Origin of the sequence: Pseudogemmobacter sp. W21_MBD1_M6 (assembly GCF_052119585.1) — a bacterium.
Classification (GTDB): domain Bacteria; phylum Pseudomonadota; class Alphaproteobacteria; order Rhodobacterales; family Rhodobacteraceae; genus JBGQOJ01.
The window spans coordinates 41,833-63,479 of record NZ_JBGQOJ010000002.1 but is presented as its reverse complement, the minus strand read 5'-3'; the positions used below and the strand labels follow the sequence as shown (position 1 = coordinate 63,479).

Here is a 21,647-nt window from a genome sequence, read left to right as displayed (position 1 = left end):
CCCTTTCCCCTTGCATCGTTATGTTACCCCTTGTGAATTTCCGTTAAAGGCCTGCCGCACATGACCACCGATCCTCTTGTCGTCTTCACCCCCTCTGGCAAACGCGGGCATTTCCCCGTGGGCACGCCGATCCTGACCGCAGCGCGGCAATTGGGGGTCGATCTGGATTCGGTCTGTGGCGGGCGCGGCATCTGTTCCAAGTGCCAGATCTCGCCATCCTATGGCGAGTTCGCAAAGCACGGTGTGACGGTCCATGCCGATGCGCTGACCGAATGGAACAGTGTCGAAGAGCGCTACAAATCAAAACGCGGCATGCTGGACGGGCGGCGTCTGGGCTGCCAGGCCTGCGTGCAGGGCGATGTGGTGATCGACGTGCCACCTGAAAGCCAGGTGCACAAGCAGGTCGTGCGCAAACGCGCCGAGGCGCGCGAGATCACGATGAACCCCTCGACCAAGCTGTTTTATGTCGAGGTGCAGGAACCCGACATGCACGAACCCTCGGGCGATCTGGAACGGCTGTGCACCGCGCTGGACCAGCAGTGGGAACTGAAGAACGTCCATTCTGATCTGCATATCCTTAGCATCCTGCAACCCGCGCTGCGCAAGGGCGAATGGAAGGTGACCGTCGCCGTGAACCTGGGCGACAAGAACACCGCGCCCCGCATCATGCACATCTGGCCGGGCTATTACGACGGCACGATCTACGGCCTTGCCGTAGATCTGGGTTCGACCACCATCGCCGCCCACCTGTGCGACCTGCAATCGGGCGAGGTCGTGGCCTCCAGCGGGATCATGAACCCGCAGATCCGCTATGGCGAAGACCTGATGAGCCGCGTCAGCTATTCCATGATGAACAAGGGTGGGGCTGCGGAAATGACCCGCGCGGTGCGCGAGGGGATGAACGCGCTGTTCACCCAGATCACCGACGACGCAGGCATCGACAAGGGCCTGATCGTGGACGCGGTGTTCGTCTGCAACCCCGTCATGCACCATTTGTTCCTTGGCATTGACCCGTTCGAGCTGGGCCAGGCCCCCTTTGCGCTGGCCACGTCGAACGCGCTGTCGCTGCGCGCCGTGGATCTGGATCTGACAATCCACCCCGCCGCCCGCGTCTACCTGTTGCCCTGCATCGCGGGCCATGTGGGGGCCGATGCCGCCGCCGTCGCCCTGTCAGAGGCGCCGGACAAATCAAAAGAACTGCTGTTGGTCGTCGATGTCGGCACCAACGCCGAAATCCTGCTGGGCAATACCGAAAAGGTGCTTGCCTGCTCCTCGCCCACCGGCCCCGCCTTTGAAGGCGCGCAAATCTCCAGCGGGCAACGCGCCGCCCCCGGCGCCATCGAACACGTCACGATCGACCCCGTCACCAAAGACCCGCGTTTTCAGGTGATCGGCAGCGATCTGTGGTCGGACGAGGCAGGCTTTGACGCGGCCATCGCCACCACCGGCATCACTGGCATCTGTGGCTCTGGCATCATCGAAATGGTTGCGGAAATGCGCATGGCGGGGCTGCTGGACGGTCCCGGACTGATCGGCTCGGCAGCGCAGACGGGAACCGAACGGTGCTTTCTTGACGGGCGCACCTATTCCTACATGGTCTGGGATGGGTCCGCCGATGGCGGGCCAAAGATCACCGTCACCAACCGCGACATTCGCGAAATCCAGATGGCCAAAGCCGCGCTTTATTCCGGCGCGCGGCTGCTGATGGACAAATTCGGTGTGGACAAGGTGGACAGGATCGTTCTGGCCGGTGCCTTTGGCGCCCATATCAGCCCGAAACACGCGATGGTGCTGGGGATGATCCCGGATGCACCACTGGACAAAGTGACCTCTGCGGGCAACGCCGCAGGCACCGGCGCACGGATCGCCCTGCTGAACACCGACGCGCGGGCCGAGATCGAGGAGACCGTGCGCAACATCCACAAGATCGAAACCGCGATCGAGCCGCGCTTTCAAGAGCATTTTGTCAATGCTTCGAACATCCCGAACGCGGTGGAGCCCTTTCCCATCCTGCGTTCGATTGTCACCCTGCCGGAAATCAACTTCAATTCCGGCGAGGGCGGTGCCGCAGGATCAGGTCGCCGCACCCGCCGTAGGGGATAGACGGCACGCGCCGGATTCGAGTATTTGGACCGAGAAGAATGACAAGGTTCTTCTTGGTTCAAATATCCCCGCGCGGAGCACAAAACGGCACGAAGTGCCAGAAGGAATGGCGCAGGATGCGCCTCCGTTAAAATAAACCGCACAGGATGAAACTATCTTGCGGCGCGTTGCGTAAGTTCCTGTATCCGGCCCCGAGAAACGGGGTCATTCACAAGGAACAGATCGATGACACCCTTTATCAAAGCTGCCGTTTCCGCACTTGCCCTTGCCATTGCAACGCCCGCTCTTGCCGCGAACCCGATGGTCGGCGGTGCCGATATGTTCGAAAGCAAGAATATCGTCGAAAACGCGGTGAACTCTGCCGACCACACAACGCTGGTAGCAGCAGTAAAGGCCGCCGGTCTGGTTGAGACCCTGATGACCGCGGGCCCCTTCACCGTTTTCGCCCCGACCAACGACGCCTTTGCCGCCCTGCCCGCCGGCACCGTCGAAACCCTGCTGAAACCCGAGAACAAGCCGCTTTTGACCAAGATCCTGACGGCGCATGTGGTTGCGGGCAACTGGTCCACCGCCGAGATCGCCGCGAAAGCGCGCGCCAGCAAGGACGGGTTCTATCACTTCAACACCGTTTCCGGTGATGCCCTGTCCGCGCAGGCCAAAGGTAAAAACCTGTATATCTTCGACGAAAGCAGCCAAGTCGCCCGCGTCACCATCTCTGACGTGAAGCAGTCGAACGGCGTGATCCACGTTGTGAACGCGGTTCTCGTCCCGAAGTAAGCCTTTCCCCTACCCTGATCGGTCGTCCCCCGACGGTCAGGGGTCCAGAGGCCGCGCCACATCGCTGGCGCGGCCGATTTGATTCCGGCTTGACGCAAGACAAGCCATGTCTTACCTGAGGCGCAATGCGGGTGTAGCTCAATGGTAGAGCAGCAGCTTCCCAAGCTGAATACGAGGGTTCGATTCCCTTCACCCGCTCCAGCATCCTGTCATCACGGTTTTTCACAACGCTGGCCTTTGCCGCGGAATTTGCCTAGAGCATTGGGGTAATCAACGCTGAAAGGACCATCCATGTCTGACATTACCCGCATCGAAACCGGCGCCCGCATGAGCCAGGCCGTAATCCACAACGGTCTGGTCTATCTTGCCGGTCAGGTGGGAAACCCCGGCGCATCGGTCACCGACCAGACGACGGAAATTCTGGCGAATATCGACCGGCTGCTGAAACTCGCGGACTCTGACAAGACCCGCATCCTGTCGACGCAGATCTGGATGGCCAGCATGGCAGATTTCGCCGAGATGAACGCCGTTTGGGATACTTGGGTGCCCGCAGGTCATACCCCTGCCCGCGCAACCGGCGAAAGCGCGCTGGCAACGCCCGACTATCTGGTCGAGATCATCGTGGTTGCCGCGCAGAACTGATCTGCCGCAGTCTTGAAGGCCCCTCTCCGCCGCAGCCTGAATGCCGGCGGGGAGGGTGTGGTTAATGCCCCCGGATATACTCCACCAGCATTTGCGTCGATCCGTCCTTGTCCCCAGCCCCCGCCTGACCCGACACGACGGGTTCCAGCGCCACGGCCAGTTCCTTGCCCAGTTCGACGCCCCATTGGTCGTAGGGGTTCAGGCCAAGGATCACGCCCTCGACGAACACGCGGTGCTCATACAGCGCGATAATCTGGCCCAGAACATAGGGCGTCAGCATCGGGTAGATCAGCGTCGTGGACGGGCGATTTCCCGGAAACACGCGGTGGCGCGCCTGACGGTCCAGTTCCGCGCCCGACAGCCCCTTTGCCGCCAAGATCGCCGTTGCCTCGGCCAATGATCGCCCGCGCAACAGCGCCTCTGACTGGGCAAGGCAGTTGGCCAGCAGCAACCGGTGCTGATGCGCCAGATCGGGCTCGTGGCCCTTGGCGGCGATCATGAATTCGCAGGGCACAACGCGGGTGCCCTGATGGATCAACTGGTAGAAGGCATGCTGCCCGTTGGTTCCAGGCTCGCCCCAGACCACGGGCCCGGAATGGCGTGGCAGATCAGACCCGTTCATCGCCACCGATTTGCCGTTGCTTTCCATTTCCAGCTGCTGGAAATAGGCGGCAAGCCGGCTAAGGCGTTGATCGTAGGGCAAAACGGCGCGGGTGGCATGTCCGCAGATCTGGTTGTGCCAGATGCCGACCAGCGCCAGAAGCACGGGCAGATTGTCCGCAAACCCTGCCTGTTTGAAATGCACATCCATCGCCTGACCACCGCGCAGCACATCGCGGAACTTGTCCGGCCCCACGGCGATCATGAGGCCAAGACCGATCGGCCCCCAAAGGGAATAGCGCCCGCCGACCCAATCCTCGAACCCGAACACCCGGTCCGGCGCGATACCGTAGGCGGTGGTTTTGTCCGACGCCGTGGACAGTGCCGCGAATTGCGCCGCAGGGTCTTTGACCGAAGCCGCCATCCAGGCCTTTGCCGTGTTCGCGTTGGTCATGGTTTCGATGGTTGTGAAAGTTTTCGAGGCCACAATCACCAGCGTCGTGGTTGCATCCAGCCCCTTCAGCGTATCGGCGATATGCGCACCATCGACGTTCGAGACGAAATGCAGGCGCGGGCCGTCATGATAGGGCGCCAGCGCCAGAACCGCCATCGCAGGCCCAAGATCAGAGCCGCCGATGCCGATGTTCACCACATCGGTGATGCGCCCGCCCTGCCCCTGAAACGCGCCCGAGCGCAACGCAGCGGCAAAGACCGACATCCGGTCCAGCGTGGCCAGAACGCCCGGCATCACATCCATACCGTCCACCATCACCGGACCACCGTCGAGATTGCGCAGGGCGGTGTGCAGCACGGCGCGACCTTCGGTCTCGTTGATCTTTTCGCCGGTGAACATCGCGGTGCGTTTTGCGGCAACGTCCCGGGTTTCGGCAAGCTCCAGCAAAAGCGCCTTCGCGTCCGCGTCGATATTCGTCTTGGAATAGTCGAACAGCATCTCGCCCAGACCGGCAGAAAAATCCTGCGCACGGGTGCGGTCCATCATCGACAGAATCCGGCGGTCTTTGGTGGCCGCGTGATTGGCCGAAAGCCGGTCCCAGATATCCATCATCATTCCGCCCAATGTATCGTTGCATCCCGCAGAACGGCGCAGATCGGCGCCAGAACCGGGTCGTTCAGGGTTGCGGCGCGTTCGATCGCCGCGCGTTTTTCGGCGCCGGTTATGACGATATGCGCCACCATCGCGCCCCGCAGAACCGGGGCCGTCAGGGTTATGCGCGGTTCCGGCGCGCCACCGCCGCGCATCGCCATCAGGGGCGGCGCATCGGCGTCCAGCGCATCCGCCAGCCGGTCTGCCCCCGGAAACAAGGACGCGGTGTGCATATCCACCCCCATACCCAGCAACAGGACAGACAGCGGTAAATGCGGCAGCAAGCCCTCTGACAACTCGTCCAGACGGTCCTCGGGGGTCTCCGCCTCGGCGTAAAGCGGCACAAGCGTGGCGGCGGCGGCGCGGTTCACCAGCAGCCGCTGGCGCAGCAACCGCGTGTTCGACCGATCCGAGGTTTCTGGCACCCAGCGTTCATCCGTCAGCATCACATGCACCCGGTCCCACGACAGGTTCGCGGCACAAAGCACGTCGAAAATCGGCCCCGGCGTGGTGCCGCCCGGCACGGCAAGGCTGGCCCTGTCATTTGCGGCCAATGCCGTGTTCAGATCACCGGCCAGAATATTGGCCAGATCAATCATCATCATCTCGCGGTCGGGGTATTCGGAAATGTTCATTCGCGTATCTCCCGCCAGCGACGCCCATCGCGGTGCAACAGCATCAGCGCATCCTCCGGCCCGGAACTGCCCGCGTCATAGCCCTTGGGCTTGTCGCCCTTGGCCTCCCATGCCGCGATGATCGGGTCGGTCCAGGCCCAGGCCGCCTCGACCTCGTCGCCGCGCATGAACAAGGTCTGGTTGCCACGGATCACGTCCATGATCAGCCGCTCATAAGCGTCGGGAATATCCTCTGCATCCGGCCCCAGCGCCTCGGCAAAGCTCATGTCCAGCGGCACCTCGACCAGACGCATGCCGCCCGGCCCCGGTTCCTTGATCGTCACCCGCAGGTTCATCCCCTCGTTCGGCTGCAACCGGATCACAAGCACGTTGCCGCGCCGGTCCTCCTGCTCTCCGAAGATGTTGTGGGGCGGGTCTTTGAACACCACGGCGATCTCGGAGGCACGGGCCCGCAACCGCTTGCCGGTGCGCACATAAATCGGAGTGCCCTTCCAACGCCAGTTCGAGATATGCATCTTCATCGCAATGAAGCTTTCGGTCTTGCTGGCCGGATCCTCGCAATCCACCAAATAGCCGGGCTGATCCTCGTCCGCCAGATACTGGCCGCGCACGATCTCGTCAGGGGCCAGCGGGTCCAGCGCCCGAATCACCTTGAGCTTTTCGTCGCGCACCGCGTCGGGGTCGAAATGGCTGGGCGGTTCCATCGCGATCAGGCAGATCAACTGCATCAGGTGGTTCTGAACCATATCGCGCATCGCACCCGATTTGTCGTAATAGCTGCCCCGCCCGCCAACGCCCACCGTTTCGGCCACGGTGATCTGGATGTGATCGACGTATTGCGCATTCCACAACGGCTCGAACAGGATGTTGCCGAACCGGACCGCCATCAGGTTCTGGACGGTTTCCTTGCCCAGATAATGGTCGATGCGGTAAATCTGATGTTCGTCGAAATGCTCTGCCAGAACCTTGTTCAGGGCCTTGGCCGTGGCCAGATCGCGGCCAAAGGGTTTTTCCACCACGATCCGGCTGTCGTCATCGGCAATCGCATGCGCGTGCAGGCGCGTCGCCAGATCGCCGAACAGGCCGGGTGCCACCGAAAAATAAAAGGCGCGCACGACACCGTCCCGCATCAGCGCGGCCAGATCGGACCAGCCGCCGGTGCCTTTGGCGTCAATGACGATGAAATGCAGTCGCGACAGGAAACCGTCGATCTGCTCGGCGTTCTGCTCTTTGGGGGGCGAGAATTCGACAATCGCCTCGCGCACGAAGTCGCGGTAGCCTGCATCGTCCATTTCGCCACGGGCCGCGCCGATGATCCGCGCGTCCTCGGGCATCTGCCCCGCGCAATAACGCCGGTACAGGCCCGGCAGGATCTTGCGTCGTGCAAGATCGCCGGTGCCGCCAAAAATCACCAGATCGAAGGGATCGACGGGAATAACACGAGATACCATGTCAGGGGCCTTTTCTATCGCCGTTAGCGCTAACGAAGATTGTCTTAGCGCTGAATTCGGGTCGAGTCTAGCAGGACTAGACACCCGAGGGCCAGAAGTTCCCTGCCCCGGCGCCGAATTCCAATCGGTTTTCGGGCGCGACGTTCTATGCCTCCAGTTCTGCGTCCCAGTACAGAAAATCAAGCCAGCTGTCGTGCAGGAAATTCGGAGGAAAGCGCCGCCCCATATTGCGCAACTCTTCCGATCCGGGCTGGCGCGGCGGCTTTCGCAGGGTCATTCCGGTCTGCCGCAGGGATTTGGACCCTTTGTGCAGGTTGCACCGGGAACAGGCCGCCACGACGTTTTCCCAACTGGTGATTCCACCCCTTGCGCGCGGCACGACATGGTCAAACGTCAGATCGCCCGTGGTGCCACAATACTGGCAGGCAAATTCGTCCCGCAGGAATAAATTAAAGCGCGTGAAGGCCACGCGCTTTTGGGGTTTTACAAAGTCTTTAAGGACGACAACCGAAGGGATTCTGATTTCGGTCGTCGGGCTTCGGACGATCTGGTCATATTCAGCGATGATCGTCACCCTGTCCAGAAACGCCGCCTTGACCGCATCCTGCCACGGCCAAAGGGATAGCGGATAATAGGACAAGGGCCGGTAATCCGCATTCAACACAAGCGCCGGAAAATGTTTCAGCGCCGCCGGTTCCCGCACAAATTCAGTTCTGAAATCGCCGTCCATCTCTACGTCGTCCTCGCCTTGTCTGCCCCACACGCGGCACCAAGGCGGAAGCATTCCGCCCCGGCTATGGTTAAAGACTATATCTTGCCTTTCGACCAAGGCAAGCCCCGCAACATGCGGTGTCTGCCCAAGTCGATCCTAGCCGGCGCATATGACAGATTCGTATCAGAAATGCCTGTATTTGCGGCGTTTAGCGGTCAAAGGCTTAACTTGTCGCGCAAAAACGCCAAAGCCACCGACAGGCCGTCCGGCGCGATACCATGGGCGGTGCCCTTCATGATATGGGCAAAGACATCAACGAATCCAGCCGCCTGCAAGGCTTCCGCCGCCTCTGGCAACGATTGCACCGGCACCACGTCGTCCTGATCGCCATGCACCAGCAGAATCGGCGGTCGCACCATAACCTCGTCGATCAGCGCCTCTGGCGAGATCAGCCGCCCCGAAAAGCCCACCATCCCCGCAATCGCCTCGTCGCGGCGCGGAACCACATGCAGCGCCATCATCGTGCCCTGACTGAACCCGATGATCGCCATCTGCTCGGGCAGCATATCCTCGTCGACCAACAGTGCGTCAAGGAACGCGTTCAGATCCTCGGCGGCGGCGCGCATACCCGCCTCTGCCTCCTGCTCGCTAGAGCCGTCGATCCAGGGAATCGGGAACCACTGGAACCCCATCGGGCTACCGGCGCACTGCTCGGGCGCGTCGGGGGCCACGAACAGCGTGTCGGGCAGATGATCCGCCAAAGGGTCGGCCAGCCCCAACAGATCGGCACCGTTTGCCCCATAGCCGTGCAAAAACACCACGACCGACCGCGCCTCGCCCGACAGCGCCTCTTTGCGTCCTGCATCCAAAACCCGTGTCATCGTATTCCTTCCCGTGACTTTTCAACGTGGTAATACGCCCACAAAAGGCGCGCCGCAACGCTGCGCCACGGCGACCATGCCTCTGCCATGCCGCGCATCGCCTTTTCCGTGGGCCGCGCGTCCAGCTTGAACAGCACCCGCGCCGCCTCCTGCAAGGCCAGATCGCCATGCGCGAACACATCGGCCCGCCCAAGCGAGAACATCGCGTAAATTTCCGCCGTCCAGCGCCCGATGCCCGGCACCGCGACCAGCGTCGCGATCACCTGCTCGCTGGGTTGGTCCCGCAGGGCGGCATAGTCGATCCGCGCCTCGGCCAAGGCACGGGCATAGCGGATTTTCTGACCCGACATGCCCGCCGCGCGCATCTCCTCGTCTGATGCCGCCAGAATCGCCTCTGGCCGGATCAACCCCGCCGCCGTCATCCGCGCCCAGATCGCACGCGCCGCCGCGACGCTGATCTGTTGGCTGGTGATCGCGCTCAGCAGCTCCCCGAACCCGTCAGGCTTGCGCCGCAAGGGCAGATCTCCCGTTAGGGCAAGGGCACCGGCAAACCGCGGATCACGCGCCGCCAGCCAGGCCGCCCCCTCTGCCACGCAATCGGGCGTCTCGATGATCCGCCCGATCACAGGCGCGCCCTGACCCAGTCCAGCGCCGCCTCGACCGATCCGGCCTTGTCGCCCTCGGGTTGTTCGGGCCTGCGGATCATCGCAACGGGGATTTTCAACGCCCGCGCGGCCTCGAGCTTGGTAAAGCTCGCAACCCCGCCTGCGTTTTTGACCACCAGCCAGTCGACCCGCAACCGCCGGAACAGTTCCCGCTCATCCGGTTCGGAAAATGGTGGTTTTCCAATAAGATACTGGCCGTTGTTAAACGGAAAATCCCCCTCTGGCGGATCAATTTGGCGGCAAATCAGGTGCCGCCCCGCAAGGTTCGAAAACTGCGCCAGCGTTTGCCGCCCCGTCGCCAGAAACACTCTGGCCCCGACAGGGATATGCGACGCCGCCTCGGCCTCGTCCCCGATCATCACCCAGTTGTCCGCCGCCGTCGGCACCCATTCGGGCCGCAGCACCTGAAGATAGGGAATATTCAGCCGCGCGCAGATCATCGCCGTGCGCTGCGAGATATGGGCCGCAAACGGATGGGTTGCATCAACAACGGCCTCTATCACTTTGTTCTTTAAATACTCCTCTTGTTCTGCTTCGCCGCCAAAGCCGCCAGTACGGGTCGGAATTTCCAGCCTGGCCGGCGCCCGCGTGGCCCCGGCAAGCGATGCGATCACCTCGACGCCCTGCATCGCGGCCAATTCCCGCGACAACACCCGCGCCTCGCCCGATCCGGCCAGCAACAAAAGCCTCATGCCCCCGCCCTTGCCAGAATCCCGCCCGCGCGGTCGATGATCACGATATCCGCCGCAACCGGCGCGTCCCGCAACAGCTTCCGCACAGCAAAAAGTGCCTGATCCGCAATCAATGCCGCCAATGGTTTTCCTGCAACTTCAATCGCTTCCAAGGCAGTGTTCGCGCAACTAACATCCGGCAATCCAGCCGCTACGGCCATCCGGCCCAAGGCGCCGAAATCCACCTGCGACCGGCCCGAATGCAAATCAACCGCGCCTTGCGCCAGCTTGGTGATCTTGCCGATCCCGCCACCAATGGTGATATGCGCCACGGGGTTCTTCCGCAAATATTTCAGCAACCCGCCCGCAAAATCACCCATGTCCAGCATCGCGTGATCGGGCAGCCCGTACAGCCCTTGCACCACCCGTTCCGACGTGGCCCCCGTGCAGCCTGCAACATGGGTCTGCCCACCCGCCCGCGCCACGTCGATGCCGCGGTGGATAGAGGCGATCCAGGCCGCACAGGAAAATGGCCGCACGACGCCCGTGGTGCCCAGCACCGACAAGCCACCGACAATGCCCAACCTCGGGTTCCAGGTTTTCAACGCGATCGCAGCACCGCCCGGAATACCCACGGTGATCTCGACATCGGGGGATGTGCCGTAAAGATCGGCCATCTCCTCGACCACTGCGGCCATCAATTGCCGCGGCACCGGGTTGATCGCGGGCTCGCCCACCGCGATCGGCAGGCCCGGTTTCGTCACCGTTCCCACGCCCCCGCCTGCACGGAACACAACGCCGCCCTGTGACGCCGTGACACGCACCATGATGGTCGCGCCATGGGTCACATCGGGGTCGTCGCCCGCATCCTTGACGATCCCCGCCTCGGCCCAGCCGTGCCCTCTGGCGGCGTTCACCACCTCGAATTCCGGCGTTTCGCCCTTTGGCAGCACGATCTGCACGCGGTCGGGAAACGCGCCGCCCCACAACGCCATCAGCGCCGCCTTGGTGGCGGCGGTGGCGCAAGCGCCCGTGGTCCAGCCACGTCGCAAATCTTGGTCAGGTTTACGGCTCATGCCGCGACTATAGGCACCACGCCCGGCGACGCCAATCCACCATCTTGCGTCGCTCTTCGTCTTTTCGCAGCCGCGGCTTCGGTCCATAAGGGGGCATGAGCGACTCACTTTCCCTTCCCGTCACAATCAACAGTGGCCAATGGCCCGTCCTGACCCCCGGCTGGGTCTGGCTGTGCGGGGCCGGCCCCGGCGACCCGGGCCTGTTGACCCTGCACGCCCTGAACGCGCTGCAACAGGCGGATGTCATTGTTTATGACGCGCTGGTGCAGACCGATATTCTGGCCTGGGCCAAACCCGGCGCCGAGGCGATCTACGCAGGCAAACGCGGCGGCAAGCCGTCGGCAATCCAGCGCGATATTTCGTTGCAACTGGTCGATCTGGCCCGCGCAGGCAAGCGCGTGTTGCGGCTAAAGGGCGGCGATCCGTTCGTCTTCGGGCGCGGCGGCGAAGAGGCGCAGACCCTTGTGCAGCACGGTATCCCGATCCGCATCATCCCCGGCATTTCGGCGGGCATCGGCGGATTGGCCTATGCGGGCATCCCCGTGACGCACCGCGACGTGAACCAGTCGGTGACCTTTGTCACCGGACACGACCAAAGCGGCAATGCACCATCGTCCCTTGATTGGCCATCAATTTCAAAGGGTTCTCAGGTGATCGTGATCTATATGGGGATAAAACACATCGCCCGTATCGCCGCAGATCTATTGGCCGCAGGCCGCCCCGCGACAGAGCCCTGCGCCGTTGTGACCTCGGCCACCACCCCCGACCAGCATGTGCTGGAAACCACCCTTGGCACCATCGTCGATGACATCGCAGCCAGTCGGGTGGAACCGCCCGCGATCATCTGCGTCGGGCGATCGGTGCTGATGCGGCAGGTGCTGGACTGGCAGGGACAGGCGACCGGACACCCCCCGCGCAACCTTGATCCGCTGGACCGTGGCCGCCCCGCCGAAGCGCGATGAGCACGGGTCTGATCCTTGCCGCCCCGGCCTCGGGCAGCGGCAAGACGACCCTGACCCTTGGCCTGCTGCGCGCCCTGCGCAACCGCGACATCGCAGTGCGCGGCGCGAAATCCGGCCCCGACTATATTGATCCGCGGTTCCATCAGGCGGCCTGCGGACTGCCCTGCCTGAACCTTGACGCCTGGGCAATGTCGCCCGACCGGATCCGGTCGTTGGCAAGGACCGAGGGACTGCTGCTGATCGAGGGCGCGATGGGCCTGTTCGACGGCGCACCGCCCACGGGCAAGGGGGCCACCGCCGATCTGGCCCGCATCCTGTCGCTGCCCGTGGTCCTTGTGGTTGATGCCGCCAGAATGGCGCAGTCGATTGTGCCGCTTGTGGCGGGGTTTGCGCGACACGACCCTTCGGTTCATGTGGCCGCGCTGATCCTGAACAACGTCGGCTCTGCCCGCCACGAGGACATGTTGCGTGCGGCCCTTGCGCCGCTTGGCCTGCCGGTTCTGGGGGCGGTGCACCGCCAGGCGGACCTGTCGCATCCCTCGCGGCATCTGGGTTTGGTTCAGGCACAGGAACGCCCCGACCTGGAGGCGTTTCTGGATCGCGCCGCAACGCTTGTGGCTGCGGCAGTCGATCTGGACGGGCTGTGCCGTCTGGCGCAACCTTTGCCCGCCGCCACCGCGGCCAGAACCGCCCCCCGAACCGCGCCACCGGCACAGCGGATCGCCATCGCCCGCGACGCCGCCTTCGCCTTTGCCTATCCGCATCTGCTGGATGACTGGCACGCCGCAGGGGCCGAGATCACCGCGTTCTCGCCCCTGTCAGACCAACCCGCGCCCGATGCCGACCTGATCTATCTGCCCGGCGGTTATCCGGAACTGCACGCGGGAACGCTGGCCGGTGCGGTGCGGTTCACCGCCTCGGTCCGGTCAGCCGCCGCCAATGGCACGCAGGTCTACGGCGAATGCGGCGGCTACATGACCCTGGGCGAGGTTCTGATCGACGCCGATGGAACCGCCCATGACATGCTGGGCCTGCTGCCGCTTGCCACCAGCTTTGCCCGCCGCAAGCTGCACCTTGGTTACCGCGACCTGACATCACTTGGCGGCCCCTTTGCAGGCGCGTTGAAGGCGCATGAATTCCATTATGCGACGACGCTTCATGCCAAGGGCCAGCCCCTGTTCAAGGCCCGCGACGCAGCCGGAACCGCCCTGCCCGACATGGGGCTGATCCAGGGATCGGCCAGCGGGTCTTTCGCTCATATTATAGAATTTGAATAATTACCCTGATTGCTATTGGCAGTTCCCGATCCCAAGGATACCCATGTGACATCACATTAAAGGACACGGGCCTAGCGCATGACCACTGTTACCGATGATCGCCGCGCAAAGCGCAATGTCGCCGTTCTAGTCGCAGCCCAAGCCATTCTGGGCAGCCAGATCACCATGATTTTCGTGATCGGCGGCCTCGCCGGACAAAGCATGTCGCCCATCGCCTGCCTGGCCACCCTGCCGATCTCGATGATCGTGTTCGGGTCGATGACGACGGCACCCTGGCTGTCGAATGTCATGCAGTCGCGCGGGCGGCGCACGGGGTTCTTCATCGGCGCCACGGGCGGCCTTTGCGGCAGCCTGATCGGGGCTGCGGCGCTTTACTTCGGCAATTTCTGGTTGTTCCTTCTGGGCAGCTTCATGACCGGTATCTACATGTCAGCACAGGGTTTTTACCGCTTTGCCGCCGCTGACACCGCCACCGACGCGTTCCGCCCCAAGGCGATTTCCTATGTCATGGCCGGCGGGCTGATCTCGGCCTTTATCGGGCCGCAACTGGTCAAAGTAACGGTCGATTTCTTTGTGGTTCCGTTTCTGGGCACCTATCTGGTGGCAATGGCGATCAACGTGCTGGGCATGGGCCTGTTCTTGTTGGTCGACATCCCGACCCCGCCGAAACCTGCGGTGGATGCCCCGCGCGGCCGCACCCGGATGGAGCTGCTGCGCACCCCCCGCATCGCGGTCGCGGTGATCTGCGCCATGGTGTCATACGCGCTGATGAACCTTGTGATGACCTCGACGCCGCTTGCCGTCGTCGGCTGCGGCTTTTCAAAGGCAACAGCTGCCGATGTCGTCACCGCCCATGTGCTGGCGATGTTTGCGCCGTCGTTCTTTACCGGACACCTGATCGCGCGGTTCGGGGTAGAGCGGATCGTGGCCACAGGGCTTGCCATTCTGGCGCTGGCGGGAATGGCTGCCCTGATCGGGGTCGACCTGACAGGCACCGCAGACCATCCGGTCAGCCAGTTGAACTTTTTCGCGGCGCTTATCCTTTTGGGCATCGGCTGGAACTTCGGCTTTATCGGCGCGACCTCGATGCTGGCCGGGGCGCACGACCCGCATGAGCGTGGCCGGATGCAGGGCCTGAACGACCTGATCGTCTTTGGCTGCGTGACTGTTGCATCGCTGGCGTCTGGCGGGTTGATGAACTGCTCGGGCGGCGATGTGGTGCATGGCTGGACGGCGGTGAACCTGGCGATGGTGCCGCTTCTGGCGCTGGCAGGCGGTGCGCTGATCTGGCTGACGCTGCGCCCTGCCGAAGCCTAGGGTTCTGGATATCTATAGAACAAAGAAACTACCAGCGGCCTGTCATGCTGCGAACCAGAAGCGCGGCCTTGCGCCGGAACTCGCTTTCGCCCAGCTTGCCCTCGCCCACGCGCCAGGGCACATCGCGCGCCGCTTTCAACGTCGCCGCCGCACGCCAGCCCGCCAATAGCGCAGGCGTTGCCAACAGGGGCACGGCGCCACGGGCCTTGCGGGCGCGGTCCAGTCGCGCCAGCGCGTCTTCGGCCAGATCACGGATCGCCTCGGGGCTGCCATCGACCAGTGCGAAACGCCCGCGCGCCTCAAGCTCGGGGATCGCGCGCAACCAGTTGGCAACGCCCGCCGCATAGGCCAGATCGCGCACAGGTGCCGGATCGCGCGCGCCCAACAATCGCGCCGCCGTCCACATCAACCCGCCAGAGGTCGCGTTGATATACGCGTCGAAATGCGCCGCGCCCTCGAACGGGTCTTTGTAGATGTCCCAGCGCCGCGCCGCGACCAGACCGTCCAGCACGCCGCAGGCCTCCTCGTCCAGAATATCCGCCAGCGGCGTCACCACCTCGTGCTTGCGCGGGGTCTTGCCGGTGCCGATCTCGTCCAGCGCGTCGCGCCACCATTGCAGGCGCATCTCGGCGATCATCGGCTCTGCCGTCACCCAAGGGGCGCGGGCGACCTCGATGTTGAAGGCGTAAAGCGGAAACAGGACCGCGCGCGCGGCGGGCCTTGACGCCATCGCCGACAAGAACCGGTCAGGATCGGCGCGCTCCACCAGCGCTGCGCAGGCGTCAAGGTCCATCGCGCCCTGCCCCATTCTTCTCGGCAAAAATACTCACCTTTACGCCGCCCCCGCATCGCGGATCAGTTTCCAGTTGATCGCATCCAGCAGCGCCTCGAACGAGGCGTCCACGATATTCGGAGAGACCCCGACAGTCGACCAGCGCCGCCCCTTGCTGTCTTCGCTGTCGATGATCACGCGGGTCACGGCATCGGTGCCGCCATTGGTGATCCGCACTTTGAAATCCACCAGCCGCATATCGTCGATGATCGACTGATAGGGGCCCAGATCCTTTGCCAGCGCCTTGGACAGTGCGTTCACCGGACCGCGGTCGCTGCCGTTTTCATCCATGCTTTCGGACACGGACAGCACCTTTTCGCCGCCCACCTTGACCACAACAACCGCCTCGGACAGGCTGACCATCTTGTTGTATTTGTTCTTGCGCCGCTCGATCGTCACGCGGTAGCGCTTGACCTCGAAGAAATTGGGCAATTGCCCCAGTTCGCCCCGCGCGACCAGTTCAAAGCTGGCCTGCGCGGTGTCATAGGAATAGCCCTGCGCCTCGCGCTCTTTCACCACGTCCAGAATGCGGGCAAGGGCCGGATCGCCCGTCGCCACCGAAAGCCCCATATCCGCCAAACGGCTGCGCAGGTTCGACTGCCCCGCCTGATTGGACATCGGAATGATGCGGGCGTTGCCCACCAGCCCCGGATCGACATGTTCGTAGGTGGCAGGGTCTTTCAGGATCGCGCTGGCATGCAGCCCCGCCTTATGGGCAAAGGCGCTGGCCCCGACATAGGCCGCCGTCTTGGTCGGCACGCGGTTCAGGATCTCGTCCAGCAGGCGGCTGGCGCGGGTCAATGTGGCAAGCGCATCCCGCGTAACCCCGGTGGCCAGCGTGCTGGCGTAGGGCTCTTTCAGCAGCAGGGTCGGGATCAGCGCGGTCAGGTTGGCATTGCCACAGCGCTCTCCCAGCCCGTTCAACGTGCCCTGCACCTGCCGCGCGCCCGCGTCGATGGCGGCCAGACTGTTGGCGATGGCGTGTTCGGTATCATTATGGGTGTGGATGCCGATGTGATCCCCCGGAATGCCCGCCGCGATCACGGCGCGGGTGGCGCGGGTCACCTCTGGCGGCAGGCTACCACCGTTGGTGTCGCACAGCACAACCCAGCGCGCGCCTGCGTCAAAGGCGGCTTTGGCGGCCTTGATCGCGTAGTCGGGGTTGGATTTATACCCGTCAAAGAAATGTTCCGCATCGAACAGCGCCTCGCGGCCAGAGGCGACGATATGTCTGACCGAGGCCGCGATATTCTCGATGTTCTCGTCCAGCGTGATCCCAAGCGCCGTGGTCACGTGGAAATCATGGGTCTTGCCGACCAGACAGACCGCAGGCGTGCCCGCGTTCATCACCGCCGCCAGCACATCGTCGTTTTCCGCAGACCGCCCCGACCTCTTGGTCATGCCAAACGCGGTGAAGATCGCATTGTTGAACTGCGGTGCCTCGTTGAAAAACTCTGAATCCGTCGGGTTCGCGCCCGGCCAACCGCCCTCGATATAATCAATGCCAAGACCATCGAGCACCGCCGCGATGGTGTGCTTTTCCGGCGTCGAGAACTGCACGCCCTGCGTCTGCTGGCCATCGCGCAGCGTGGTGTCGTAAAGGTAAAGGCGGTCTTTGGTCATTTGAGGGTCTCGAGTTCCGCCGCATTAAAATTCGGCCCCGGCTCCAACTCTACGCCCGCTTTCGACATTTTGACCAGAACGCCTGCGTTCGACAATTTGTCCTTCATCTCGTCCACGACCGAAAAATCCTTGGTCTCCATCGCCCTTGCCCGCGCTGCCTGCAAAGCGTTGCCAAGCGGGATAAGTAATAATTTTCCGGCTCTGATTTCGTCGATCTTCGCTTCGAGCTGTTCAAAGCTATAAAATCCCAGAAACACCAAATTCGCAGCTAATTTAGTGCCCTGGGCATGGTTGGCCATCCATTCAAGTCCCATGAGCGCACCATGAGTGTTCAGGTCGTCTGAAAGTGCGTCGATGATGCCTTGATCCGGTGCGGCAATGCGCGCGGCATCAAGATCACCATAGAGATCAACCGAGCGTAAATAGTCGTCCAACTTGCTTTCGGCACCCGCCGCCTTTTCATCCGTCCAGTCCATCGGCTTGCGGTAATGGGTGCTCAGGAACACGAACCGGATCACCTCTCCCGGCACGCCCTGATCCAGCAAATCGCGCACGGTAAAGAAGTTGCCCAGGCTTTTGGACATCTTCTTGCCCTCGACCTGCACCATCTCGTTGTGCATCCAGACGTTGGCGAACCGGCCCTCGGGGTGGGCGCAGCAGCTTTGCGCGATCTCGTTCTCGTGGTGCGGAAAGGTCAGGTCGTTGCCGCCGCCGTGAATGTCGAAACTCTCGCCCAGCAGTTCATAGGCCATGGCGGAACATTCGATGTGCCAGCCCGGCCGCCCGCGCCCCCAGGGGCTGTCCCACCCCGGCGTCGCATCGTCGGACGGCTTCCACAGCACGAAATCCATCGGATCGCGCTTGTAGGGCGCCACTTCGACCCGCGCGCCGGCGATCATGTCGTCGATCGATCGCCCCGACAGCTTGCCGTAGGCCGCATAGGACCGCACGTCGAACAGCACATGGCCTTGCGCCTCATAGGCGTGGCCCTTGGTGATCAGGTCTTCGATCATGGTGATCATCTGCGGGATATAGGCGGTGGCGCGGGGCATCAGGTTCGGCTCCAGCGCGCCGACCTCGGCCATATCGTCCAGAAACCATTGCGTGGTCTCGGCGGTGATCTGGGAAATAGAGCGCCCGCTTTGCGCCGCCCGTGCATTGATCTTGTCGTCCACATCGGTGAAATTGCGCACATAGGTGACGTGTTTGGGGCCGTAAACATGGCGCAGCAGGCGGAACAGCACGTCGAACACGATCACCGGGCGCGCGTTGCCGATATGGGCGCGGTCATAGACCGTGGGGCCGCAGACATACATCCGCACGTTTTCGGGATCCAAGGGGGCAAAGACCTCTTTGGAACGGGTGCGGGTGTTGTAAAGCTTGATCTCGGCCATGGTGTCCTCGCGCGCTGTCGCGGCGGGCTTAGCAACTTCGGTTGTTTTTGGAAACAGAAGAACGGCCCGCAGGGGATGTCAGCGGATAATGCAGCAGGGAATGATGCGGGTTACGGTTCTCATACCCGCTTCATAGCAAGGCGCATGCCCCCTGCCAAGCATCCATTCCATCCGGCAATGGACCGTATCACCGATCGCCGTTTGACACGCGCGGCAAATCATGGTCGCGTGCGGCGGAATTGACCGGAGGCACCATGGAAATCTCGCATCGTATCACCAATATCACCGGCGGCGGATCGGACGGATGGGACGTGTTCTACCGCGCCCGCCGGATGATCGCAGATGGCATTGCGGTGCTGGAACTGACGATCGGGGAACATGACATCCGCACCCATCCCGCGATCCTTGACGCGATGCACAAGGCGGCGACATCGGGCCACACGGGCTATGCGATGGTGCCCGGAACGCTGGCCCTGCGCACCGCCGTGGCCGCGCGGGTTCAGGCCCGCACCGGCGTGCCGACAACGCCCGCCAATGTGCTGATCACGCCCGGCGGACAGGCGGCGCTGTTCGCCGCCCATCTGGCGGTCTGCGACGAGGGCGACACCGCGCTGTTCCTCGACCCCTATTATGCCACCTACCCCGGCACGATCCGGGGCATCGGGGCTGTGCCGAAACCGGTGCAAACCCGTGCAGAGGATGATTTCCAGCCCCGCGCGCGCGACATCGCGGCGGCAGCCAGGGGCGCCAGATCGTTGCTGATCAACTCGCCCAACAATCCCACCGGCGTGATCTACACCCGCGACACGCTGGACGGCATCGCGCAGGTCTGCCGCGATCACGACCTCTGGCTGATCTCGGACGAGGTCTATGACACCCAGGTCTGGGCCTCTGACCACATCAGTCCCCGCGCGTTGCCGGGCATGGCCGATCGCACACTTGTCATCGGTTCGATGAGCAAATCCCACGCCATGACCGGCAGCCGCATCGGCTGGATCGTCGCACCGGAGGCGGTGATCACCCATCTGACCAACCTTGCCACCCACACGACCTACGGCGTTCCGGGCTATATTCAGGATGCCGCGCTTTTCGCGCTCGATCAGGGCCCCTGGCTAGAGGACGAGGTCGGCGCGCCCTTCCGCCGCCGCCGCGATCTGGCGCAACGGGTTCTGGCGGGGCAGACCGCCGTGCGGTCCGTGCCCAGCGACGGCGCGATGTATCTGATGCTGGACATCCGCGCCACGGGACTGACCGGAGAGGGCTTTGCCAACGCGCTGCTGGATGCCGAACAGATCGCGGTGATGCCCGGCGAAAGCTTCGGCCGGTCGGCGGCGGGCCATATCCGCGTCGCCATGACCATCGACGACGACCGGTTCGAGGCGGCGCTGACCCGCCTTGTCGCCTTTGCCCAAGGGTTGATCCGGTGACCCCCACCGATGTCGGTCCGCCTGAATAGCGGGCGACACCGCCGATGCGCCCCTGCCTTCTACTTTGTTCCTTAAATACTCTCTGAAAAGGCGCCGCACATGAACCACGACGACCTTCCCTATTGGTCCGCGCGCGCTGCCGACTGGGCCGCAAACTACCACCGGACCCTGCGCCAGCACCCGGTCCGGGCGCAGACGGCCCTTGGCGAAACCGCCGCGAAACTGCCCGCGCATCCCCCCGAAGACCCCGAACCGATGGAGGCCATTTTCGGTGACTTCGAAACCATCGTGCCGCCCGCGCTGACCCATTGGCAGCACCCCCGCTTTTTCGCCTATTTCCCCGCAAATGCCTCGCCCGCGTCGATGCTGGCCGAACAATTGGCGAACGCCATCGCGGCGCAGGCGATGTTGTGGCAGACCGCGCCCGCCGCAACCGAGATCGAACAGGTGATGATCGACTGGCTGCGGCAGGCGCTTGGGTTGCGGGACGGCTTTACCGGCACGATCCACGACAGCGCGACAACCGCCACCCTGTCGGCGGTTCTGACCATGCGAGAGCGGGCGCTGGACTGGCGCGGCAACCTTCAGGGCCTGTCGGACCAGCCCCGCCTGCGCCTTTACGCCAGCGCCGAAACCCACAGCTCTGTCGACAAGGCGGCGCGGATCGCGGGCATCGGGCAGGACAATCTGGTCAAGGTGCAGACGCGCGCCGACCACGCGATGGACCCGGATGCGCTGGCCGCCGCGATTGTCGCCGACCAGGCGGCGGGGTTTGTGCCTGCGGGCGTAATCCTATGCGTCGGCGGCACCTCTATTGGCGCAACCGACGACATCGCCGCCTGTCTGGCCGTCGCCAGAACCCACGGGCTTTACACCCATGTCGACGCCGCCTGGGCGGGAAGTGCGATGATCTGCCCCGAATTCCGCCCGCTTTGGCAGGGGATCGACGGCGCCGACAGCATCGTGTTCAACCCGCATAAATGGCTGGGGGTGCAGTTCGATTGCGCCGTGCAGTTCATTGCCGACCCGCGCCCGCAGATCAAGACCCTTGGCCTGCGTCCGGCCTATCTGGACACCCAAGGTCAGGCAGAGCCGGTCAATTACAACGAATGGACCGTGCCGCTGGGCCGCCGCTTTCGCGCGCTGAAGCTGTGGTTCACCCTGCGCGCCTACGGGTTGTCGGGGCTGCGGGCGCGCATCCGCAACCATGTGGCTTGGGCTGCAGAGGCGGAACAGGCCGTGTCCGCCCTGCCCGGCATCCGGATCACCACGCCCTGCGTCCTGTCCCTGTTCACCTTCCGCTACAACGACAGTGACGCAGACACCGCCGCGTTACTGGAGCGGATCAACAACGACGGGCGGATCTACCTGACCCAGACCCGCCACGCGGGCCAGTTCGTGATCCGGGTGCAGGTCGGACAATTTGACTGCACCCGCGAAGATGTCATGATGATCCCGCAGGTTTTGAAAGATTTAACCGCCAAAGCCACTTAACGA

General features: G+C 63.2%; 19 protein-coding genes and 1 tRNA gene. 9 read left to right on the top strand and 11 right to left on the bottom strand.

Features of this window, described 5'->3' with window-relative positions:
• Window positions 1–60: 60 nt before the first annotated feature.
• From ACEN2R_RS04445 to ACEN2R_RS04430, 4 genes are all read left to right on the top strand, one after another.
• Window positions 61–2,103 carry an ASKHA domain-containing protein gene (locus ACEN2R_RS04445; protein WP_442039623.1) on the top strand — a complete coding sequence of 681 codons (2,043 nt, stop codon included), beginning with the start codon at window positions 61–63 and terminating at the stop codon, window positions 2,101–2,103.
• Window positions 2,104–2,328: 225 nt separating this feature from the next.
• Entirely contained in the window at window positions 2,329–2,880 is a 552-nt protein-coding gene (locus ACEN2R_RS04440) for a fasciclin domain-containing protein (RefSeq protein WP_442039622.1), read from the top strand.
• Between the two features lie 127 nt (window positions 2,881–3,007).
• Window positions 3,008–3,081: transfer RNA gene (locus ACEN2R_RS04435), tRNA-Gly, on the top strand.
• Between the two features lie 90 nt (window positions 3,082–3,171).
• Complete coding sequence (locus ACEN2R_RS04430) at window positions 3,172–3,522, top strand: RidA family protein (RefSeq protein WP_442039620.1); 351 nt, start codon at window positions 3,172–3,174, stop codon at window positions 3,520–3,522.
• 61 nt (window positions 3,523–3,583) lie between these two features.
• Here the strand turns inward: ACEN2R_RS04430 and pgi are convergent, their stop codons facing one another.
• The 8 genes from pgi to ACEN2R_RS04390 form a co-directional block, all read right to left on the bottom strand.
• Window positions 3,584–5,188, bottom strand: a complete 1,605-nt coding sequence (gene pgi / locus ACEN2R_RS04425; RefSeq protein WP_442040015.1) for a glucose-6-phosphate isomerase — start codon at window positions 5,186–5,188, stop codon at window positions 3,584–3,586.
• Window positions 5,188–5,862 (bottom strand): 6-phosphogluconolactonase, encoded by a 675-nt coding sequence (gene pgl / locus ACEN2R_RS04420; protein ID WP_442039618.1) that lies wholly within the window; start codon window positions 5,860–5,862, stop codon window positions 5,188–5,190. Before pgl ends, pgi begins: the two co-directional genes overlap by 1 nt.
• The gene (gene zwf / locus ACEN2R_RS04415) at window positions 5,859–7,313 is read right to left on the bottom strand and encodes a glucose-6-phosphate dehydrogenase (RefSeq protein ID WP_442039616.1); all 1,455 of its coding nucleotides are present in this window, start codon (window positions 7,311–7,313) and stop codon (window positions 5,859–5,861) included. The genes pgl and zwf overlap by 4 nt, the downstream gene beginning before the upstream one ends.
• Window positions 7,314–7,458: 145 nt before the next feature.
• Window positions 7,459–8,043: an HNH endonuclease gene (locus tag ACEN2R_RS04410; RefSeq protein ID WP_442040013.1), complete on the bottom strand. Its 585-nt coding sequence runs from the start codon at window positions 8,041–8,043 to the stop codon at window positions 7,459–7,461.
• 197 nt (window positions 8,044–8,240) lie between these two features.
• Window positions 8,241–8,906, bottom strand: coding sequence for an alpha/beta hydrolase (locus ACEN2R_RS04405; RefSeq protein WP_442039614.1), 666 nt, complete (start codon window positions 8,904–8,906; stop codon window positions 8,241–8,243).
• Window positions 8,903–9,532 carry a DNA-3-methyladenine glycosylase family protein gene (locus ACEN2R_RS04400; RefSeq protein ID WP_442039612.1) on the bottom strand — a complete coding sequence of 210 codons (630 nt, stop codon included), beginning with the start codon at window positions 9,530–9,532 and terminating at the stop codon, window positions 8,903–8,905. Before ACEN2R_RS04400 ends, ACEN2R_RS04405 begins: the two co-directional genes overlap by 4 nt.
• Complete coding sequence (locus ACEN2R_RS04395; RefSeq protein WP_442039610.1) at window positions 9,529–10,263, bottom strand: cobalt-precorrin-6A reductase; 735 nt, start codon at window positions 10,261–10,263, stop codon at window positions 9,529–9,531. Before ACEN2R_RS04395 ends, ACEN2R_RS04400 begins: the two co-directional genes overlap by 4 nt.
• Complete coding sequence (locus tag ACEN2R_RS04390) at window positions 10,260–11,318, bottom strand: cobalt-precorrin-5B (C(1))-methyltransferase (RefSeq protein WP_442039608.1); 1,059 nt, start codon at window positions 11,316–11,318, stop codon at window positions 10,260–10,262. Before ACEN2R_RS04390 ends, ACEN2R_RS04395 begins: the two co-directional genes overlap by 4 nt.
• Window positions 11,319–11,413: 95 nt before the next feature.
• Between ACEN2R_RS04390 and cobA the strand changes: the two genes are divergently transcribed.
• The 3 genes from cobA (at window position 11,414) to ACEN2R_RS04375 (ending at window position 14,874) form a co-directional block, all read left to right on the top strand.
• Complete coding sequence (gene cobA / locus ACEN2R_RS04385) at window positions 11,414–12,280, top strand: uroporphyrinogen-III C-methyltransferase (protein ID WP_442039606.1); 867 nt, start codon at window positions 11,414–11,416, stop codon at window positions 12,278–12,280.
• Window positions 12,277–13,557 (top strand): cobyrinate a,c-diamide synthase, encoded by a 1,281-nt coding sequence (locus ACEN2R_RS04380; RefSeq protein ID WP_442039604.1) that lies wholly within the window; start codon window positions 12,277–12,279, stop codon window positions 13,555–13,557. The genes cobA and ACEN2R_RS04380 overlap by 4 nt, the downstream gene beginning before the upstream one ends.
• 78 nt (window positions 13,558–13,635) lie before the next feature.
• Window positions 13,636–14,874: an MFS transporter gene (locus ACEN2R_RS04375; protein WP_442039602.1), complete on the top strand. Its 1,239-nt coding sequence runs from the start codon at window positions 13,636–13,638 to the stop codon at window positions 14,872–14,874.
• 28 nt (window positions 14,875–14,902) lie between these two features.
• Here the strand turns inward: ACEN2R_RS04375 and ACEN2R_RS04370 are convergent, their stop codons facing one another.
• Genes ACEN2R_RS04370 through cysS form a run of 3 tightly spaced genes read right to left on the bottom strand, consistent with a single transcriptional unit; the run spans window position 14,903 to window position 18,723 of the window.
• The gene (locus ACEN2R_RS04370; RefSeq protein WP_442039600.1) at window positions 14,903–15,694 is read right to left on the bottom strand and encodes a squalene/phytoene synthase family protein; all 792 of its coding nucleotides are present in this window, start codon (window positions 15,692–15,694) and stop codon (window positions 14,903–14,905) included.
• 12 nt (window positions 15,695–15,706) lie between these two features.
• Window positions 15,707–17,329, bottom strand: coding sequence for a citramalate synthase (gene cimA, locus ACEN2R_RS04365; RefSeq protein WP_442039598.1), 1,623 nt, complete (start codon window positions 17,327–17,329; stop codon window positions 15,707–15,709).
• Window positions 17,326–18,723, bottom strand: coding sequence for a cysteine--tRNA ligase (gene cysS, locus ACEN2R_RS04360; RefSeq protein WP_442039596.1), 1,398 nt, complete (start codon window positions 18,721–18,723; stop codon window positions 17,326–17,328). Before cysS ends, cimA begins: the two co-directional genes overlap by 4 nt.
• A gap of 254 nt (window positions 18,724–18,977) precedes the next feature.
• On the opposite strand from cysS, the gene ACEN2R_RS04355 reads away from it, so the two are divergent.
• Both ACEN2R_RS04355 and ACEN2R_RS04350 read left to right on the top strand, forming a co-directional pair.
• Window positions 18,978–20,150: a pyridoxal phosphate-dependent aminotransferase gene (locus tag ACEN2R_RS04355; protein WP_442039594.1), complete on the top strand. Its 1,173-nt coding sequence runs from the start codon at window positions 18,978–18,980 to the stop codon at window positions 20,148–20,150.
• A gap of 99 nt (window positions 20,151–20,249) precedes the next feature.
• On the top strand, window positions 20,250–21,644 hold the full coding sequence (locus ACEN2R_RS04350; protein WP_442039592.1) for a pyridoxal phosphate-dependent decarboxylase family protein: 1,395 nt from the start codon (window positions 20,250–20,252) through the stop codon (window positions 21,642–21,644).
• Window positions 21,645–21,647 lie beyond the last annotated feature (3 nt).

What these genes read in the sequence shown, in the direction of transcription:
- ACEN2R_RS04445 (WP_442039623.1), top strand. Translation starts at nt 61, where the DNA reads ATGACCACCGATCCTCTTGTCGTCTTCACCCCCTCTGGCAAACGCGGG.
- ACEN2R_RS04440 (WP_442039622.1), top strand. Translation starts at nt 2,329, where the DNA reads ATGACACCCTTTATCAAAGCTGCCGTTTCCGCACTTGCCCTTGCCATT.
- ACEN2R_RS04430 (WP_442039620.1), top strand. Translation starts at nt 3,172, where the DNA reads ATGTCTGACATTACCCGCATCGAAACCGGCGCCCGCATGAGCCAGGCC.
- pgi (WP_442040015.1), bottom strand. Translation starts at nt 5,188, where the DNA reads ATGATGGATATCTGGGACCGGCTTTCGGCCAATCACGCGGCCACCAAA.
- pgl (WP_442039618.1), bottom strand. Translation starts at nt 5,862, where the DNA reads ATGAACATTTCCGAATACCCCGACCGCGAGATGATGATGATTGATCTG.
- zwf (WP_442039616.1), bottom strand. Translation starts at nt 7,313, where the DNA reads ATGGTATCTCGTGTTATTCCCGTCGATCCCTTCGATCTGGTGATTTTT.
- ACEN2R_RS04410 (WP_442040013.1), bottom strand. Translation starts at nt 8,043, where the DNA reads ATGGACGGCGATTTCAGAACTGAATTTGTGCGGGAACCGGCGGCGCTG.
- ACEN2R_RS04405 (WP_442039614.1), bottom strand. Translation starts at nt 8,906, where the DNA reads ATGACACGGGTTTTGGATGCAGGACGCAAAGAGGCGCTGTCGGGCGAG.
- ACEN2R_RS04395 (WP_442039610.1), bottom strand. Translation starts at nt 10,263, where the DNA reads ATGAGGCTTTTGTTGCTGGCCGGATCGGGCGAGGCGCGGGTGTTGTCG.
- ACEN2R_RS04390 (WP_442039608.1), bottom strand. Translation starts at nt 11,318, where the DNA reads ATGAGCCGTAAACCTGACCAAGATTTGCGACGTGGCTGGACCACGGGC.
- cobA (WP_442039606.1), top strand. Translation starts at nt 11,414, where the DNA reads ATGAGCGACTCACTTTCCCTTCCCGTCACAATCAACAGTGGCCAATGG.
- ACEN2R_RS04380 (WP_442039604.1), top strand. Translation starts at nt 12,277, where the DNA reads ATGAGCACGGGTCTGATCCTTGCCGCCCCGGCCTCGGGCAGCGGCAAG.
- ACEN2R_RS04375 (WP_442039602.1), top strand. Translation starts at nt 13,636, where the DNA reads ATGACCACTGTTACCGATGATCGCCGCGCAAAGCGCAATGTCGCCGTT.
- cimA (WP_442039598.1), bottom strand. Translation starts at nt 17,329, where the DNA reads ATGACCAAAGACCGCCTTTACCTTTACGACACCACGCTGCGCGATGGC.
- cysS (WP_442039596.1), bottom strand. Translation starts at nt 18,723, where the DNA reads ATGGCCGAGATCAAGCTTTACAACACCCGCACCCGTTCCAAAGAGGTC.
- ACEN2R_RS04355 (WP_442039594.1), top strand. Translation starts at nt 18,978, where the DNA reads ATGGAAATCTCGCATCGTATCACCAATATCACCGGCGGCGGATCGGAC.
- ACEN2R_RS04350 (WP_442039592.1), top strand. Translation starts at nt 20,250, where the DNA reads ATGAACCACGACGACCTTCCCTATTGGTCCGCGCGCGCTGCCGACTGG.